The sequence below is a fragment of the Sphingopyxis sp. PET50 genome (genome assembly GCF_025244705.1).
Classification (GTDB): Bacteria; Pseudomonadota; Alphaproteobacteria; order Sphingomonadales; family Sphingomonadaceae; genus Sphingopyxis.
Genome location: NZ_CP104207.1, coordinates 2,338,086 through 2,353,412, shown reverse-complemented (window position 1 = coordinate 2,353,412; position 15,327 = coordinate 2,338,086). Strand labels below are relative to the sequence as shown.

At 66.8% G+C, this 15,327-nt stretch carries 8 protein-coding genes and 4 pseudogenes; 7 read left to right on the top strand and 5 right to left on the bottom strand.

Going from position 1 to position 15,327, the window contains the following annotated elements; translation table 11 throughout:
- The first annotated feature begins 7 nt into the window (after positions 1 to 7).
- The 4 genes from N0A20_RS12370 (at position 8) to N0A20_RS12355 (ending at position 4,340) form a co-directional block, all read left to right on the top strand.
- Positions 8 to 1,819, top strand: coding sequence for a monovalent cation:proton antiporter-2 (CPA2) family protein (locus tag N0A20_RS12370; RefSeq protein ID WP_260580668.1), 1,812 nt, complete (start codon positions 8 to 10; stop codon positions 1,817 to 1,819).
- A gap of 201 nt (positions 1,820 to 2,020) precedes the next feature.
- Positions 2,021 to 2,797 carry an SDR family NAD(P)-dependent oxidoreductase gene (locus N0A20_RS12365; protein ID WP_260580667.1) on the top strand — a complete coding sequence of 259 codons (777 nt, stop codon included), beginning with the start codon at positions 2,021 to 2,023 and terminating at the stop codon, positions 2,795 to 2,797.
- Complete coding sequence (locus N0A20_RS12360) at positions 2,794 to 3,585, top strand: enoyl-CoA hydratase/isomerase family protein (RefSeq protein ID WP_260580666.1); 792 nt, start codon at positions 2,794 to 2,796, stop codon at positions 3,583 to 3,585. Before N0A20_RS12365 ends, N0A20_RS12360 begins: the two co-directional genes overlap by 4 nt.
- Positions 3,582 to 4,340, top strand: a complete 759-nt coding sequence (locus N0A20_RS12355; RefSeq protein ID WP_260580665.1) for an N-acyl homoserine lactonase family protein — start codon at positions 3,582 to 3,584, stop codon at positions 4,338 to 4,340. Before N0A20_RS12360 ends, N0A20_RS12355 begins: the two co-directional genes overlap by 4 nt.
- A gap of 176 nt (positions 4,341 to 4,516) precedes the next feature.
- Here the strand turns inward: N0A20_RS12355 and N0A20_RS12350 are convergent, their stop codons facing one another.
- The 5 genes and pseudogenes from N0A20_RS12350 to N0A20_RS12335 all read right to left on the bottom strand — a co-directional run bounded on the left by N0A20_RS12350 (position 4,517) and on the right by N0A20_RS12335 (position 8,801).
- Positions 4,517 to 4,711, bottom strand: coding sequence for a hypothetical protein (locus N0A20_RS12350; RefSeq protein ID WP_260580664.1), 195 nt, complete (start codon positions 4,709 to 4,711; stop codon positions 4,517 to 4,519).
- Positions 4,712 to 4,730: 19 nt separating this feature from the next.
- Positions 4,731 to 5,246 (bottom strand): annotated as a pseudogene (locus N0A20_RS20755) (enoyl-CoA hydratase/isomerase family protein); the annotation flags it as partial.
- Positions 5,243 to 6,088 (bottom strand): MaoC family dehydratase N-terminal domain-containing protein, encoded by an 846-nt coding sequence (locus N0A20_RS12345; protein ID WP_260580663.1) that lies wholly within the window; start codon positions 6,086 to 6,088, stop codon positions 5,243 to 5,245. The gene N0A20_RS12345 and the pseudogene N0A20_RS20755, both read right to left, overlap by 4 nt.
- A gap of 75 nt (positions 6,089 to 6,163) precedes the next feature.
- A pseudogene (locus tag N0A20_RS12340) lies at positions 6,164 to 7,666 on the bottom strand (MFS transporter).
- Between the two features lie 99 nt (positions 7,667 to 7,765).
- Positions 7,766 to 8,801, bottom strand: a pseudogene (locus N0A20_RS12335) (LacI family DNA-binding transcriptional regulator).
- A 383-nt stretch (positions 8,802 to 9,184) separates the two neighbouring features.
- Between N0A20_RS12335 and N0A20_RS12330 the strand changes: the two are divergent.
- From N0A20_RS12330 to N0A20_RS12320, 3 genes and pseudogenes are all read left to right on the top strand, one after another.
- Positions 9,185 to 11,927, top strand: a pseudogene (locus N0A20_RS12330) (TonB-dependent receptor).
- Between the two features lie 75 nt (positions 11,928 to 12,002).
- The gene (locus N0A20_RS12325; RefSeq protein ID WP_260580662.1) at positions 12,003 to 13,508 is read left to right on the top strand and encodes a tryptophan halogenase family protein; all 1,506 of its coding nucleotides are present in this window, start codon (positions 12,003 to 12,005) and stop codon (positions 13,506 to 13,508) included.
- The gene (locus N0A20_RS12320; protein ID WP_260580661.1) at positions 13,505 to 15,319 is read left to right on the top strand and encodes an alpha-amylase family glycosyl hydrolase; all 1,815 of its coding nucleotides are present in this window, start codon (positions 13,505 to 13,507) and stop codon (positions 15,317 to 15,319) included. The genes N0A20_RS12325 and N0A20_RS12320 overlap by 4 nt, the downstream gene beginning before the upstream one ends.
- Positions 15,320 to 15,327 lie beyond the last annotated feature (8 nt).

The window sequence follows — 15,327 nt, the reverse complement described above, 5'->3', positions numbered from 1 at the left end:
GGATCCCATGGCCGCCGAGACCGCAACGCACGCCGCCGAAGCCGCCGCGCACGGGTTCGACATCGTGCCGATCGTCGTGCTGCTCGCGGCCGCGGTGATCGCGGTGCCGCTGTTCAAGCGGCTCGGGCTGGGATCGGTGCTCGGCTATCTCGCTGCGGGGCTCGCGATCGGACCCTTCGGCCTCGGGCTGTTTTCGGATGCCCAGACGATATTGCACGTCGCCGAGCTCGGCGTCGTCATGTTCCTCTTCATCATCGGGCTGGAGATGCAGCCATCGCGGCTGTGGGCGATGCGCGGCGAGATATTCGGGCTCGGCGTCGCGCAGGTCGGCGGGGCGATCGCGCTGCTGATCTGCGTCGGACTCGTGCTCGGCTATCCCGTCGCGGCGAGTTTCGTCGCGGGGACGGGCTTCGTGCTCACCTCGACCGCGATCGTGATGCAGATGCTCGACGAGCGGCGCGCGCTCGGCGCGCCCAAGGGGCGGCGGATCATCGCGATCCTGCTGCTCGAGGATCTGGCGATTGTCCCGCTGCTCGCGCTTGTCGCCTTTCTGGCGCCGGGCGGCGAGGCGGTGTCGACCGCCGACCGCTTGCTGGCCGTCGGCATCGGGCTTGCGGCGATCGCCGGGCTTGTGCTCGCGGGGCGCTATCTGCTCGATCCGATGTTCCGGCTGCTCGGCCGCGCCAAGGCGCGCGAGGTAATGACCGCGGCGGCGCTGCTCGTCGTGCTCGGGTCGGCGCTCGCGATGCAGACGGCGGGGCTGTCGATGGCGATGGGGGCCTTCCTGGCGGGGGTGCTGCTGTCCGAATCCTCGTTCCGGCACCAGCTCGAGGCCGATGTCGAACCGTTTCGCGGCATCCTGCTCGGCCTCTTCTTCCTCGGCGTCGGCATGGCGCTCGACCTGAATGTCGTCGCCGCGAATCTCGGGCTGATCGCGGTGTCGGTGACCGCCTATATGACGCTCAAGATGGTCGTCATCTATGGCGTTGCCCGCCTGATGAAGGCGAACCATGCCGAGGCGGCCGAGCGCGCGGTGCTGATGGCGCAGGGCGGCGAGTTCGCCTTTGTCCTCTACGCGTCCGCCGCGAGCGTCGGGATCATCGATGCGGAAAGCAACGCGATCCTGACCGCGATCATCATCGTGTCGATGGTGCTGACGCCGATCATGATCATCCTCCACGACCGCCTGACGTCCGGGCGGGAGGAATCGACCGACGATCTCGACGTCGCCGACGATCTGCGCGCCAACATATTGATGATCGGCTTCGGCCGCTTCGGGCAGATCGTCAGCCAGCCGCTCTTCGCCAACGGCTGCTCGATCTCGCTGATCGACACCGATACCGAGGCGATCCGCGAATCCATGGCCTTCGGGTTCAAAATCTATTACGGCGACGGCACCCGGCTCGACATATTGCACGCCGCGGGGGCGCATAAGGCCAAGCTGATCATCGTCGCGACCGACGACCGCGAGGCGACGCTGAAGATCGTCGAGCTGCTGAAGGCGGAATTTCCCCATACCCCCGTGCTGTCGCGTTCCTACGACCGCGAACATGCGATCGAGCTGATCCACGCCGGGGTCGATTACCAGGTTCGCGAAACCTTCGAATCGGCGCTTGTCCTGGCGGAGGAGGCGCTACGGCGGATGGAGGTCGACGACGATGCGATCGCCGACATCATGGAGGAAACGCGGCGGCGCGATCGTGAACGCTTCGACATCGAGATTTGCGACGGCGTCTATGCGACGCGGCATATGATCCAGGGCAATGTCCCCGTCGAGGATCGCGACCGCTATATCGTGAAACCGCCCGAGGGGCGCTGATCCGGCAACCCTTTATCCCCCGCCCGCCGCGCCAGGCAGCCGCGGCGGGGGATGAGGTTGTGTGTGCACGATGAGAACATTAGTGGAACATGACCGGGCCGTCAATCCCCTTTTGTTCTCTTTTGGCGGGCGCCTCTCGCCGGTTGACGCCGCCGCCGGTCGCAGCCAATGCTGAGCAGGCTAATCAAAGAGGGAGAGACGATGGCGGAGCAACCCAAGTTCGATCTGACGGGCCGCGTCGCGCTTGTCACCGGCGCCTCTTCCGGACTCGGCGCCGGCTTCGCCAAGGCGCTCGCCGCCGCCGGTGCCAAGGTCGTGCTCGCCGCGCGCCGCGCCGACAAGCTCGCCGAACAGGTCGCCGACATCACCGCGGCGGGCGGGCAGGCGGTTCCGGTTTCGATGGACGTCACCGACGAGGCTTCGACCAAAGCCGCCTATGACGCCGCCGAGGCCGCCTTCGGCACGGTCGATACGATCGTCGCCAACGCCGGCGTCGCGACCGAGAAGCTGGCGATGGGCCTGTCGGTCGACGAGGTCGATTTCCTCCACGCCGCCAATGTCCGCGGCGTCTTCCTGACCGCGACCGAGGGCGCCCGGCGCCTCGACAAGGCGGGGGCCCGCGAGAAGCAGCATGGCCGCATCGTCCTGATCGGTTCGATCACCGCCGAGAAGGTCTTTGCCGCGACCTCGGTCTATGGGGCGACCAAGGCGGCGGTGCGCCATCTCGGCAAGGCGCTCGCGCGCGAATGGGCGCGGCGCGGGATCAGCGTCAATGTCATCCAGCCGGGCTATTTCGAATCCGAAATGACCCATGAGCTGTTGGAAAGCGACGTCGGCGGCGCGATGGTGAAGAGCTTCCCGCGCCAGCGCCTGCGTCCGGCGACCGACCTGCACGCGCCCTTGCTGCTGCTCTGTTCCGATGCCGCGCTCGGCATCACCGGCGCCGTGTTCACCATCGACGACGGGCAGACTTTGTGAGCGGCGAACTGCTGATCGAAACGCGCGGGGCCGTCGAGATCGCGACGCTCAACAGGCCCGAGCGGCTGAATGCGCTGAGCGAGGGTCTGGTCGAAGAGCTCAACGCCTATTTCGCCGGGCTCGCGGACCGCAAGGAGGTGCGCGTCGTCATCCTGCGCGGCGCCGGGCGCGGTTTCTGCGCCGGGCTCGACATCCAGGAGGACCGTACGACCGACGAGACCCCGGTGCTCCGCACGCTGCGCACCCAGACGAGCATCGGCAACATCTATCGCAAGATGCGCGCCTGTCCGCAGCCGATCATCGCGCTCGGCCATGGCGCCGCGGCGGGCGGCGGGCTGTCGCTGCTGCTCGCGTCGGACGTGCGTTACGGCAGCCCGAGCTTTCGCTGCAACGCCGCCTATATCCGCATCGGGCTGGGCGGCTGCGACATGGCGTCGAGCTATTTCCTGCCGCGTCTCGTCGGCGCCAGCCTTGCCTCCGAGATGATTCTGACCGGACGCTTCATCGACGCGCAGCGCGCGCTGTCGGCGGGGCTGATCAGCGAGATCGTCGAAGAGGAAGCGCTGCTCGACCGCGGCCTCGCGCTCGCCGACGAGATGCTCGCGACCGCGCCCTGGGGGCTGCGGCTGTCGAAACAGGCGCTGAACCTCAACATCGACGCACAAAGCCTGGACGCGGCGATGGCGATCGAGGACCGGCAGCAGGTGATCCTCTCGGCGACCGAGGATCATCGGGAAGCGCTCGCCGCGTTCCTCGGCAAGCGGCCGCCCGACTATCGCGAACGGTGACCGATACGCTCCGCCTCTATGCCTTCAACACCGGCTGGTTCCAGTGCCGGCCGGGCTATTTCATCGAAGGTGAGGAGGGCGACTATCTGAAAGGCCCCGTGCCCTCCTACCTGATCGACCATCCGAAGGGCCGCGCGCTGTTCGACACCGGCATGGGGGTCCGCTACCGCCGCAGCCTCGAAAATGCGTTGCCGCCGAACAAGTTCGGCCTGCAATATTTCGAGGGGCAGGAGATCGCGGCGCGGCTGAAAAGCATCGACGTCGATCCCGCGAGTATCGACTACGTCGTCAACTCGCACCTCCACATCGACCACTCCGGCGGCAATGCCAGCCTGCCGAATGCCTGCATCATCGTGCAATCGCGCGAATTGGCGGCGGCGCAGGCAACCGAGGAGGCGGGGCTCTATGAAGCGGTCGATTATGCCACCGGCCAGCCGGTGAGGGCGATCGACGGCGAACTCGATCTGTTCGGCGACGGCAGCGTACGGATCGTGCCGACCTACGGCCATACGCCGGGGCACCAGAGCGCGATCGTCAAGTTGCCGAGCGGGCGCGAGGTGCTGCTCGCGGCGGACTGTTGCTATACCGAGCGCAATCTCGACCTGATGGTGCTGCAACGGGCGGTGGTGGACCGTGAAGCGGGATTGCGCACGATGGACTATCTGCGGCGCCAGCGGCGGGCGGGCGCGCATATCCTCTTCGGGCATGATGGGCGCCAATGGGCGAGCATCGAGGAGGGGAAGGCGATCGGTTAGCGGTCGTTTTCGGGCTTTGGCGGACATATCGGAACTGATCCCCGGCGAAGGCCGGGGTCCAGAGCGTAACAACGCAACGCCGAGCGTTCTACCGCTCTGGACCCCGGCCTTCGCCGGGGAACGGGCTATGGCGGATCGCCCGCTCCCTACTCCGGATGCGCTAACTCGACGTTGCGCTAAAACTGCTTCGCCACCCGCTCCGCAAAGTCCGGCGCGACCCCGGCGCTGTTGAACACCTCGTGCGCCAGTCCCGCACCCAGGGGCAGGTCCGCCTGCTCGCGGTAGAGCCGCTTGTAGGCGAAGACGCTGTGCCGCGATTGCGCCGCGATCGCTTCGGCGAGCCGCGCGTGTCGTGGCCTCCAGATCGGCATCGGCGACGCAATGGTTGGCGAGGCCGATCCGCGCCGCCTCGCGCCCGTCCACCGGCAGGCCGGTGAAGCTCATCTCGCGTGCTTTCCAATCGCCGACGCGGCGTGGCAAGCGCTGGCTCATCCCCCATGCGGGCACCAGCCCGAACTTGCCATGCGTGTCGGCGAAAAGCGCGCTTTCGCCCGCGACAATGATGTCGCCCGCCAGCGCCAGCTCGAGCCCGCCGGTAAAGCAGCCGCCCTGAACTGCGACGATCACCGGCTGCGCCAGCTCGGCGAGCCTGGTGACGATCGACGCCTGATAGAAGCGCCGCGGCGCCTTCGCCTCGCGCTCCTTGAGGTCGTTGCCCGCGCAGAAGACCGCGCCGTTCGCGCGCAGCACCACGACGCCGATCGCGTCGCCCGCCGCCGCGATCGCATCGACATGCGCCTCCAGCTCGCCCCACAGCGCAAGATTGAGCGCGTTGCGCTTGTCGGCGCGGTTGAGCGTCAGCGTCGCGATCCCGTCGCTGTCTTCGCGCAAGACCAGTTCGCTCATGCCTTCGCCTCCGCCGCCATGATCGTCCGCCCGTCGGGGCCGATCGCCGCCATTTCCCAGCCGCCCTCCTTCGTCCGCCCGACGAGATGCAGCGGCTCGCCGACGAAGGCCGGCGCCTGCGCGCGCATCGTGAAGCCGGTCAGCGCATTGGCACCGAGCTCGCGCTGGGCGAGGTCGAGCAGCAGCGTCGCGGTCAGCGGGCCGTGCACGACGAGGCCGCGATACCCTTCTTCATCGCGGGCATAGGGCAGGTCGTAATGGATGCGGTGGCTGTTGAAGGTCAGCGCCGAATAACGGAACAGCATCGCCTCGCTCGGCAGCACGTCGCGCCGCCATGTCCAGCCCGACAGGTCGGGTTCGCCAACGGGCTCGGGGGCGGGGGCAGGCGGCGCTCCCGGGGCGGGGGCACGAAACACGATCGTCTGGCGCTCCCGCACCGCGACTGCATCGCCGGCGCGCGTTTCATGCTCGACCTCGACGAAGACGAGCTGGCCCGTGCCGCCGGTCTTTTCGTTGATCGCGGCGATCGTCGAGGTTCGCTCGATCGCCGCGCCCACCGCGATCGGCGCCAGGAAACGCACATCGCTGGCTGCCCACATGCGGCGCGGCAGGGGGATCGGCGGCATGAAGCTGCCCGGATCGTCCTGTCGCAGCGGATGGCCGTCCGATCCCAGCGCCGCCGTCGGCGCGTCGGGCAGGCACAGGCACCAGTGGATCGCCTGGTTCGCGACCTCGCCCGCCGCATCGCTGTCGAGCGTCGCGCGAAAGCGCGCCAGCGCCGCCGGGGTCAACCTGTCGCGCTGGACGATGCTGCGCCCGATCCAATCATCCCAAGCCGTCATTGCCGCTTCCCTCGTCTGCTTTGCCGATCCGCCAAAGCAGCAATCGGGCGCCATGCCAAGCGCCGAAGCGTCGGTCTAACGCTGCGGAGCCAGCGGAATGACGCGCAGCATGGCGAGGGCCGCGAGCAGCAGGGTCGCCGCAGCGAACAGCATGGAATAGATCGGCTCGCCGGGGAAGAAGTGCCGCATGATCGACCCCATGACGGTGGCGACCAGCAGTTGCGGCAGCACGACGAAGACGTTGAACAGCCCCATATAGATGCCGAGCTTCGCCTGCGGCAGACTGGAAGCGAGGATCGCATAGGGCATGGCGAGCACCGAGGCCCAGAAGATGCCGATGAGGATCTCGCTGGCGATCAGCAGGTTCGGGTCGCGGATCAGGAAGAAACTGGCATAGCCGATCGCCCCTGACACCAGCCCCGCGATATGCGTCCGCGCCGACCCGATGCGGCGGGCCAGCCAGGGGAGCAGCGTCAGCGCCGCGATCGCCGCGACGCCATTGTAGACGGCGAACAGTTTGTCGACCCAGTTCGCCCCGGCCTGATAGGCGGCGGTCGCGGCGTCGGGCGACCCGAAATGATATTGGGCGACGATCGGGGTGGTGTTGATCCACATGATGAACAGCGCCGACCAGCTGAAGAACTGGACCAGCGCCAGCCGCTTCATCAGCGGCGGCATGCCCGAAAAATCGCCGACGATGCTCGACAGCATGTTGGTCGTGTGCCCTGCTCTGGCGAGGGCGATCGCGACGATGCTGGCGATGCCATAGGCGGCGAGCAGCGCGGCGAGCAGCGACACCTCGCGCAGCAGGCCGAGGCGCCCGGTCAGATAGAAGACCACGGCGCCGAGCGGCGATCCACAGCAGGCCGCCCGCATAGCCTCGCGAGGCGAGCGCGCGCATGGCATGGCCACCCTCCGGCCCATCGCCGCTCGTGGCGAATTGCCGCATCCGGTCCGGGCTATATTCGTCGGTGGTCAGCACGGTCCACAGCACCGAGGCGAACAGCGCCGCGCCGCCGAACCAGAAGGCGTAGCGCACCGTGTCCGGGATCTGCCCCGGCGGCGCGGTGTTGGCGACCCCCAGCGCCTCCATGAAGGGTGGGAACAGCGAGCCGACGACGGCGCCCGCGCCGATGAAGGCGGTCTGCACCGCATAGCCGATGCTGTGCTGGTCCTTGCGCAGCATGTCGCCGACAAAGGCGCGGAACGGCTCCATCGAGATGTTGAGCGACGCGTCGAGCAGCCAGAGCATCATCGCGGCGAACCACACCGCCGGGCTTTCGGGCATCACGAACAGTGCGAAGGCGGCGAGAATCGCGCCGCAGCGAGGAAATAGGGCCGCCGCCGCCCGAGCCGCCCGAGCCAGGTCCGGTCGCTGAGGTGCCCGACGATCGGCTGGACCAGCAATCCGGTCAGCGGCGCCGCCACCCACAGGCCGGGCAGGCGGTCGAGGTCGGCGCCGAGCGACTGGAAGATCCGGCTCATATTGGCGTTCTGCAACGCGAAGCCGATCTGGATGCCGAAAAAGCCGAAGCTGATGTTCCACAGGCCCCAAAAGCCCTGGCGTGGCTTTTCCATCGCTCTCTCCCCGTCGGTCCGCGCGTAGCGCCCGTTCAGCGACCGGGTCTTGCAGCGCCGCATGGGGCAGGGCAAGTCAGGCATACGAATACGTTGGCGTCAGACCGCTGTGCTCTGGCGCTCGATCAGCCGAGTCGGCAGCACGCGCCGTTCGGCTGGCTGGCCGTCGATGCGGCGGAGCAGTGCGTCGACCAGCAATTCGCCGGCGCCCTTCATGTCCTGCATCACCGTCGTCAGCGTGGGCGAGGTCAGGCCCGCGGCCGGGATGTCGTCGAAGCCGATGATCGCGACATCGCGCGGCATATGCAGGCCGGCCTCGCCCAGCGCGCGCATCGCGCCGATGGCGATGAGGTCGCTGGCCGCGAAGATCGCGTCGAAAGGCTTGCCTGCGGCGAGCAGCGCCCGTGCGGCCGCATAGCCCGATTCCTCCGACGAGACCGCGTCGCGCTGCAGCGCGGGATCGGGAGCGAGACCGGCCGCCCGCATCGCTTCGCACAGCCCGGTATAGCGATCCTGGAATTCGGGCGCATGGTCGGACGCATCGCCCAGAAAGGCGATCGACCTGCGCCCGATTTCGATCAGATGGTCGCCCGCCTGTCGCCCCGCGCCGACATTGTCCGAACCGACGGTCAGCCCGATGCCGTCGTCCGACACCGAGCCCCAGCGCACGAATTTCGTGTCCATCTCGACCAGATGCTCGAGCTTTGCCCGATAGGTCTGATAGTCGCCATAACCGAGCAGGATGATGCCGTCCGACCGGTGGCTGTCCTGATAGGCGACGTGCCAGTCGTTGTGCATCTGCTGGAAACTGATCAGCAGGTCGTATCCGCGCAGCGCGCATTGCCGCGTGATCGATCCCAGCATCGACAGGAAGAAGGGGTTGATCATCGACTCGTCGGGGGTGGGGTCCTCGAAGAAGAGCAAGGCGAGCGTGTGGGTGCGCTGCGAGCGCAGGCTCGATGCGTTCTTGTCGACGGTGTAGTTGAGCTCGCGCGCGATGCGCTCGATATTGGCGCGGGTCGCGGCGCTCACCGATTTGCTGCCGCGCAGCGCGCGGCTGACGGTGGGCTGCGACACAGCTAGCCAGATAGGCGATGTCGAAGCTCGTTGGCTTGGCCGAGGGCGGTCGCCCCATGCTCCTCTCCTGTCGCGGGTGCCTTGTTGCCGGCGCCCTGTCCCCGCAGGTTAGCGCTCGCGCGACAGCCTGCCAAGCGGCGTCGGCGGGCGGCGCGTGTCTGTGATATTTTCGCGACAGCGGCCCCGGCTGCATAATATGCGTATACGTATACCCTATGGCGAGCGCCGCCGATTGGTTCCAATTGCGGGGGGCAGATGGGAAAAACCCACGCTTCGGTGAGGATGCCGTGCGGCGCAGGCGCGCCGCCCCCTTGCTGTCGCATGGTCAAACCGGCCCATCGCACCAGGGGAACCAGAATGACCAAGCCGAAGATTTTCAGCCGCGGTGCCAGCGCCATCGCGCTCGGACTCGCCTTGACCGCCATCGTGCCGGACGCCGCGATGGCGCAGGACAGCGATCCCGCCGCCGGCACCGAAGAAGGCAGTGAAGATGCTATCGTCGTCACCGGCTTTCGCGCCAGCCTGCAGAGCGCCGTCAACGCCAAGAAGAGCCGCGACCAGGTCGTCGAATCGGTGTCGGCCGAGGATATCGGCAAGCTGCCCGACGCCTCGATCGCCGAAGCGATCGCGCGCCTGCCGGGCCTGACCTCGCAGCGCGTCTCGGGCCGCTCGAATTCGATCTCGATCCGCGGCTTCGCTCCCGACTTCTCGACGACGCTGCTCAACGGTCGCGAACAGACCTCGACCGGCGACAATCGCGCGGTCGAATATGACCAATATCCCAGCGAAGTCGTGAGCCAGGTGCTCGTCTACAAGTCGCCGATGGCGTCGATCATTGGCCAGGGGCTGTCGGGGACCGTCGACATGCGGACGATCCGCCCGCTCGACTATGGCAAGCGCGTCGTCTCGATCGGCGGGCGCGGCGTCTGGGCCGACCTCGGCAAGCTCAACGCCGGTTCGAACAAATATGGCTACCGCGTCAACGGCAGCTACGTCGACCAGTTCGCGAACGACACGATCGGCATCGCGCTTGCTGCCTCCTATCTCGACGAGCCCTATCAGATCCAGGAATTCAACGCCTGGGGCTATGCCGGCGACGGTACCGCCGCGAGCCCGGTCGTGATCGGCGGGTCGAAAAGCTATGCGACCTCGACCCAGCTCAAGCGCCTGGGCCTCCAGGGCACGCTGCAATGGCAGCCGAGCCCCAATTTCACCTCGACCTTCGACGCCTTCTATTCGGACTTCAAGGACGACCAGATCAAGCGCGGCATCGAACTGCCGCTCGCCTTCGGCGGCGCCGGCGTCACTGTCACCGACATCGACGACAGCGGCGAATATGTCTTCGCCCGCGCGGGCACTTTCACCAATGTCGAGGGCGTCGTGCGCAACGACGTGTTCGAGCGCAAGGCCAAGCTCTACAGCTTCGGCTGGAACAACAAATGGCAGGGCGACGACGGCTGGAACGCCTATGTCGACATCAGCATGTCGAAGACCGACCGCAACGAGCTGATCCTCGAAAGCAATGCCGGTACGGGCCGCGGCGGCGGGGTCGGCGCGGTCGACACGATCGGCTTCACCAGCGACCGGAACGGCACCGTCTTTTCGCCGACGCTGAACTATGGCGACTATAATCTGATCCAGCTCACCAGCCCGCTCGGCTGGGGCGGCGACCAGACCGCGGTCAACGGCGACCGCATCCGCGGCGGTCAGGACGGCTATTACAACAACCGCATCATCGAGGACGAACTGTGGCAGTATCGCGTCGAGGTCGAACGCGAGCTCGAGGGCTTCCTGAAATCGGTGCAGTTCGGCGTGAACTATACCGACCGCAAGAAGAGCCTGGTGCCCGACGAGGCCTTCGTCGGCCTGGTCGCCAACACCGACGGCCTCACCAGCCTGCCGATCCCCGAACAATATCGCCTCGGCACCACCAACCTGTCCTACCTCGGGTTGGGGCCGGTGGTCAGCTACGACCCGCGCGACCTGCTCGCGGGCGGCATCTACAGGCTGGTGGCGAACCCCTATGGCGACGTCGTGGTCAAGGCCTATGACGTCTCCGAAAAACTGATGACCACCTATATCCAGGCGAACATCGACCAGGAACTCGGGTCGTCGGTGCTGACCGGCAATGTCGGCGTGCAGGCGATCTTCACCGACCAGAATTCGAACGGCGCCAGCGCGTCCTTCATCGGTACCAACCCCAACGGATCGCCGAACATCCAGGGCATCCCGCGTCGCGAAAGCACCGACTATGTCGACGTGCTGCCCAGCCTCAACCTGTCGCTGCGCACCGCCAGCGATTTCGTCTTCCGCATCGGCCTTGCGCGTGAGGTCATCCGGCCGCGGCTCGACGACATGCGCGCGAGCCTGTCATACGGCACGACGGTCGGCGATCCCGGCGGCATGGTCTGCCCGACCGGCCGCCAATGCGCGGTCGTGCGCGGCGATACCGGCAACCCCTATCTCCGTCCCTGGCGCGCCAATGCGGCCGACCTGACGGTCGAGAAATATTTCGGATCGTCTGGCTATGTCGCGCTGCAGCTCTTCTACAAGGATCTGAAGAGCTACATCTATAATCAGGCAATCCCGTTCGACTTCTCGAACTATCCGATCGCGCCGGTCGGCGACGATCCGAACGGCCTGCCGATCATCGTCAATTACCTCGGCACGGTGAATGCGCCGATCAACGGCGAGGGCGGCAAGATCTATGGCGCCGAACTGGCTAGGCACGCTGCCGTTCGGCACGTTCATTTCGGCGCTCGACGGTTTCGGGATCACCGGCGGCGCGTCCTATACCAAGACCAAGATCCAGCCGACCCCCGGCGCCCCGGCGGAAGATATCCCCGGCTATTCGAAATGGGTCGCCAACGGCACCGCCTATTTCGAGAAATGGGGTTTCAATGCCCGCGCCAGCGCGCGCTACCGGTCGAGCTTCGTCGGCGAGCTTTCGGGCTTCGGCGGTGCGCGCGTGCGGCGCCGGGCGCGCAGCGAAACGATCATCGACGCGCAGATCGGCTATGATTTCCAGCCCGGCAGCGCGCTCGAAGGCCTGTCGATCTTTGTCCAGGGGCAGAATCTGACCGACGAACCTTTCGTCACCGACGATCCGCGCGATGCGCGCGCGGTGATCGACTATCAGGTCTATGGCCGCCGTTTCCTCGCGGGTGCCTCGTTCAAATTCTGATCTCTCCCTCGTGGGGGCGGCAGGGTCGCGCCGCCCCCACACCCTTTGTTGCGCAGAGCGGCGCGGACTGATCAAATGAACCCCATGCGGATCATCATCATCGGCGGAGGCACGGCGGGCTGGATGGCCGCGGCCTGTCTGCGCCGCTTTCTGCCCGAAAGCTGGTCGATCCGGCTGATCGAATCGGACCAGATCGGCACCGTCGGCGTCGGCGAGGCGACGATCCCGCAAATCCGCCTGTTCAACGACGCGCTGGGGATCGACGAGAACGAATTCCTGACCGCGACGCAGGGGACGATCAAGCTCGGTATCGAATTCAGCGACTGGACGCGGCTCGGCCATCGCTACATGCACGCCTTCGGCGCGATCGGGCGCGGGCTCGGCCTGCTCGAATTCCACCATTATTGGCTGCGCGCGCGCGCGGCGGGCGTCGCCAACAGCCTCGATCATTATTCGCTGAACGAGCAGGCCGCGCACGCGCGGCGGATGCAGCGCGGGGCGCCGCGCACCTCACCCTATCTGCTCGAAATGCCCTATGCCTATCATTTCGACGCCGCGCTCTATGCCGCGTATCTGCGCCGCCGGGCCGAGGCGGGCGGTGTCGAGCGTGTCGAGGGCAAGGTCGCCGACGTGCGGCGCGACGGGGCGAGCGGCCATGTCGCGGGCGTGACGCTGACCGACGGCCGCGCCTTCGACGGCGATTTCTTCATCGACTGTTCGGGCTTTCGCGGCCTCCTGATCGAGGGTGCGCTCGAAACCGGCTATGACGACTGGTCGCGCTGGCTGCTCAACGACCGCGCGGTCGCGGTGCCGTGCGCGCATGGCGATACGCCGCAGCTACCCTGGACCGGCGCGACCGCGCGCGCGGCGGGGTGGCAATGGCGCATCCCGCTGCAGCATCGCATCGGCAACGGCTATGTCTATTGCTCGGACCATATTTCCGACGACGACGCGGAGGCGACCCTGCTCGCCAATCTCGACGGCCCGGCGCAGGCCGAGCCGAACCGGCTGCGCTTCACCAGCGGCAAGCGGCGCAAGCATTGGAACCGCAACGTCGTCGCGCTGGGGCTGGCGAGCGGTTTCATGGAACCGCTCGAATCGACGAGCATCCATCTGGTGCAGGCGGGCATCTCGCGTCTCCTGAAGATGCTGCCTTCGGGTGCCGCCGACCCCGCCGTCGCCGCCGAGTTCAACCGGCAGAGCGATTTCGAATGGGAGCGCATCCGCGACTTCATCATCCTCCACTTCAAGGCGACCGAACGCGACGACACCCCATATTGGCGCGACCGGGCGGCGGTCGAGGTCCCCGACACGCTGGCGGCCAAGATCGAGCTGTTCCGCGCGCAGGGGCTGATCTTTCGCGAGCATGAGGAACTGTTCACCGAATCGGGCTGGCTGCAGGTGATGGTCGGGCAGGGGATCGAACCGCGCCGCTGGCATCCGCTGGCGGACGGCATCGGCGAGGCCGAACTCGCACAATATCTCGCCGGCATTTCGCTGATGATCGACCGCGAGGTCGCGCAGATGGAAAGCTATGACCGCTTCCTCGCCGCGACCCGCCCGATCGGCGTCCCCGCATGATCCGCCGCGCCGATCGTTTCTGGGGCCCGCTCGCGCTGTTGCTGGCGCCGCTCCCCGCCGCCGCGCAGGTGGAAGAGGTGCGGGCGCGCCCGGCGAGTGACGAGATCGTCTATTTCGTGCTGCCCGACCGCTTCGAGAATGGCGATGCGCGGAACGACCGGGGCGGCCTCGAGGGCGACCGGCTGGCGACCGGTTATGACCCGGCGGCCAGGGGTTTCTATCATGGCGGCGACCTTGCCGGGCTGACCAAGAGGCTCGACTATATCGAGGGGCTGGGGGCGACCGCGATCTGGTTCGCGCCGATCTTCAGGAACAAGCCGGTGCAGGGGCCGAAGGGCGACGAGAGCGCGGGCTATCACGGCTATTGGGTCACCGACTTCACCCGGGTCGATCCGCATTTCGGCACCAATGCCGAGTTCAAGGCCTTTGTCGACGCGGCGCATGCGCGCGGGATGAAGGTCTATATGGACATCATCACCAACCACACCGCCGACGTGATCCGCTATGCCGAGGGCGAGGGGGCGGGCTACAAATATCGCAGCCTCGCCGACTATCCCTTTTCGCGGCGCGGCGGCGTGGACGGCGCGCCGATCAATCCGGGCTTTTCGGGCGACCATGATCCGAGCGCGGAAAATTGGGCGAAGCTGACCGACCCGCGCTTCGCCTACACGCCGGTGGTGCCGAAGGGCGATGAGCGGGTGAAGGTGCCCGCCTGGCTCAACGATCCCATTTACTACCACAATCGCGGCAACAGCGACTGGGTCGGCGAGTCGGCGCTCTATGGCGATTTTGCCGGGCTCGACGATCTGGCGACCGAGCATCCGAGCGTCGTCGAGGGGTTCATCGACATTTATGGCCGCTGGATCGACGAATTCGGCATCGACGGTTTCCGCATCGACACCGCCAAGCATGTGAACCCCGAATTCTGGCGGGCCTTCGTCCCCGCGATGCAGGCGCGCGCCAAGGCGAGGGGAATCCCCCATTTCCACATTTTCGGCGAAGTCTATATCGACGCGGTCGATCCGGGGGGGCTGGCCTGGCATACCCATGCCGCCGGGCTGCCGAGCGTGCTCGACTTTGCCTTTGCCCGCGCGACGATCGATGCGGTGAGCGGCACGAAGGGAACCGCCGATTTCGCGCGGCTGTTCGACGGCGACCTGCTCTACAAGGGCGGCGCGGCGGCGGCGTTCGAACTGCCGACCTTCCTCGGCAACCACGACATGGGCCGCTTCGCGATGTTCGTGAAACAGGCGAACCCGGCGGCAAGCGAGGAAGAACTGCTCCAGCGCGTGATGCTCGGCCATGCGATGCTGCTGACGCTGCGCGGGGTGCCGGTGATCTATTATGGCGACGAGCAGGGCTTCGTGTCGGACGGCGGCGACCAGCTCGCGCGCGAGGATATGTTTCCGTCGAAGGTCGCGGTCTATAACGACAACGATCTGATCGGCAGCGAGGCGACGACCGCGAGCGCCAATTTCGACACCGGCCATCCGCTCTATCGCCAGATCGCGGCGCTGTCGGCGATCCGGCGCAAGGTGCCGGCGCTGTCGCGCGGGACGACCAAGGTGCGCGCCGTTTCCGAAGAGCCGGGGCTGCTCGCGGTATCGCGCTTCGACCCCGACAGCGGGCGCGAGGTTGTGCTCGCCTATAATATGTCCGCGACGCCGCTTTCGGCGGCGATTGCCATCGACATGAAAAGTGCGCGCTTTACAGCGCTCTATGGCGACTGTCCGGCGACGCTTGCCGCGCCGGGCAGCCTGCATCTGTCTCTCCCCGCCTTTGGCACCGCCATCTGCCAGGCCAGCGAATAAGCGAAAGC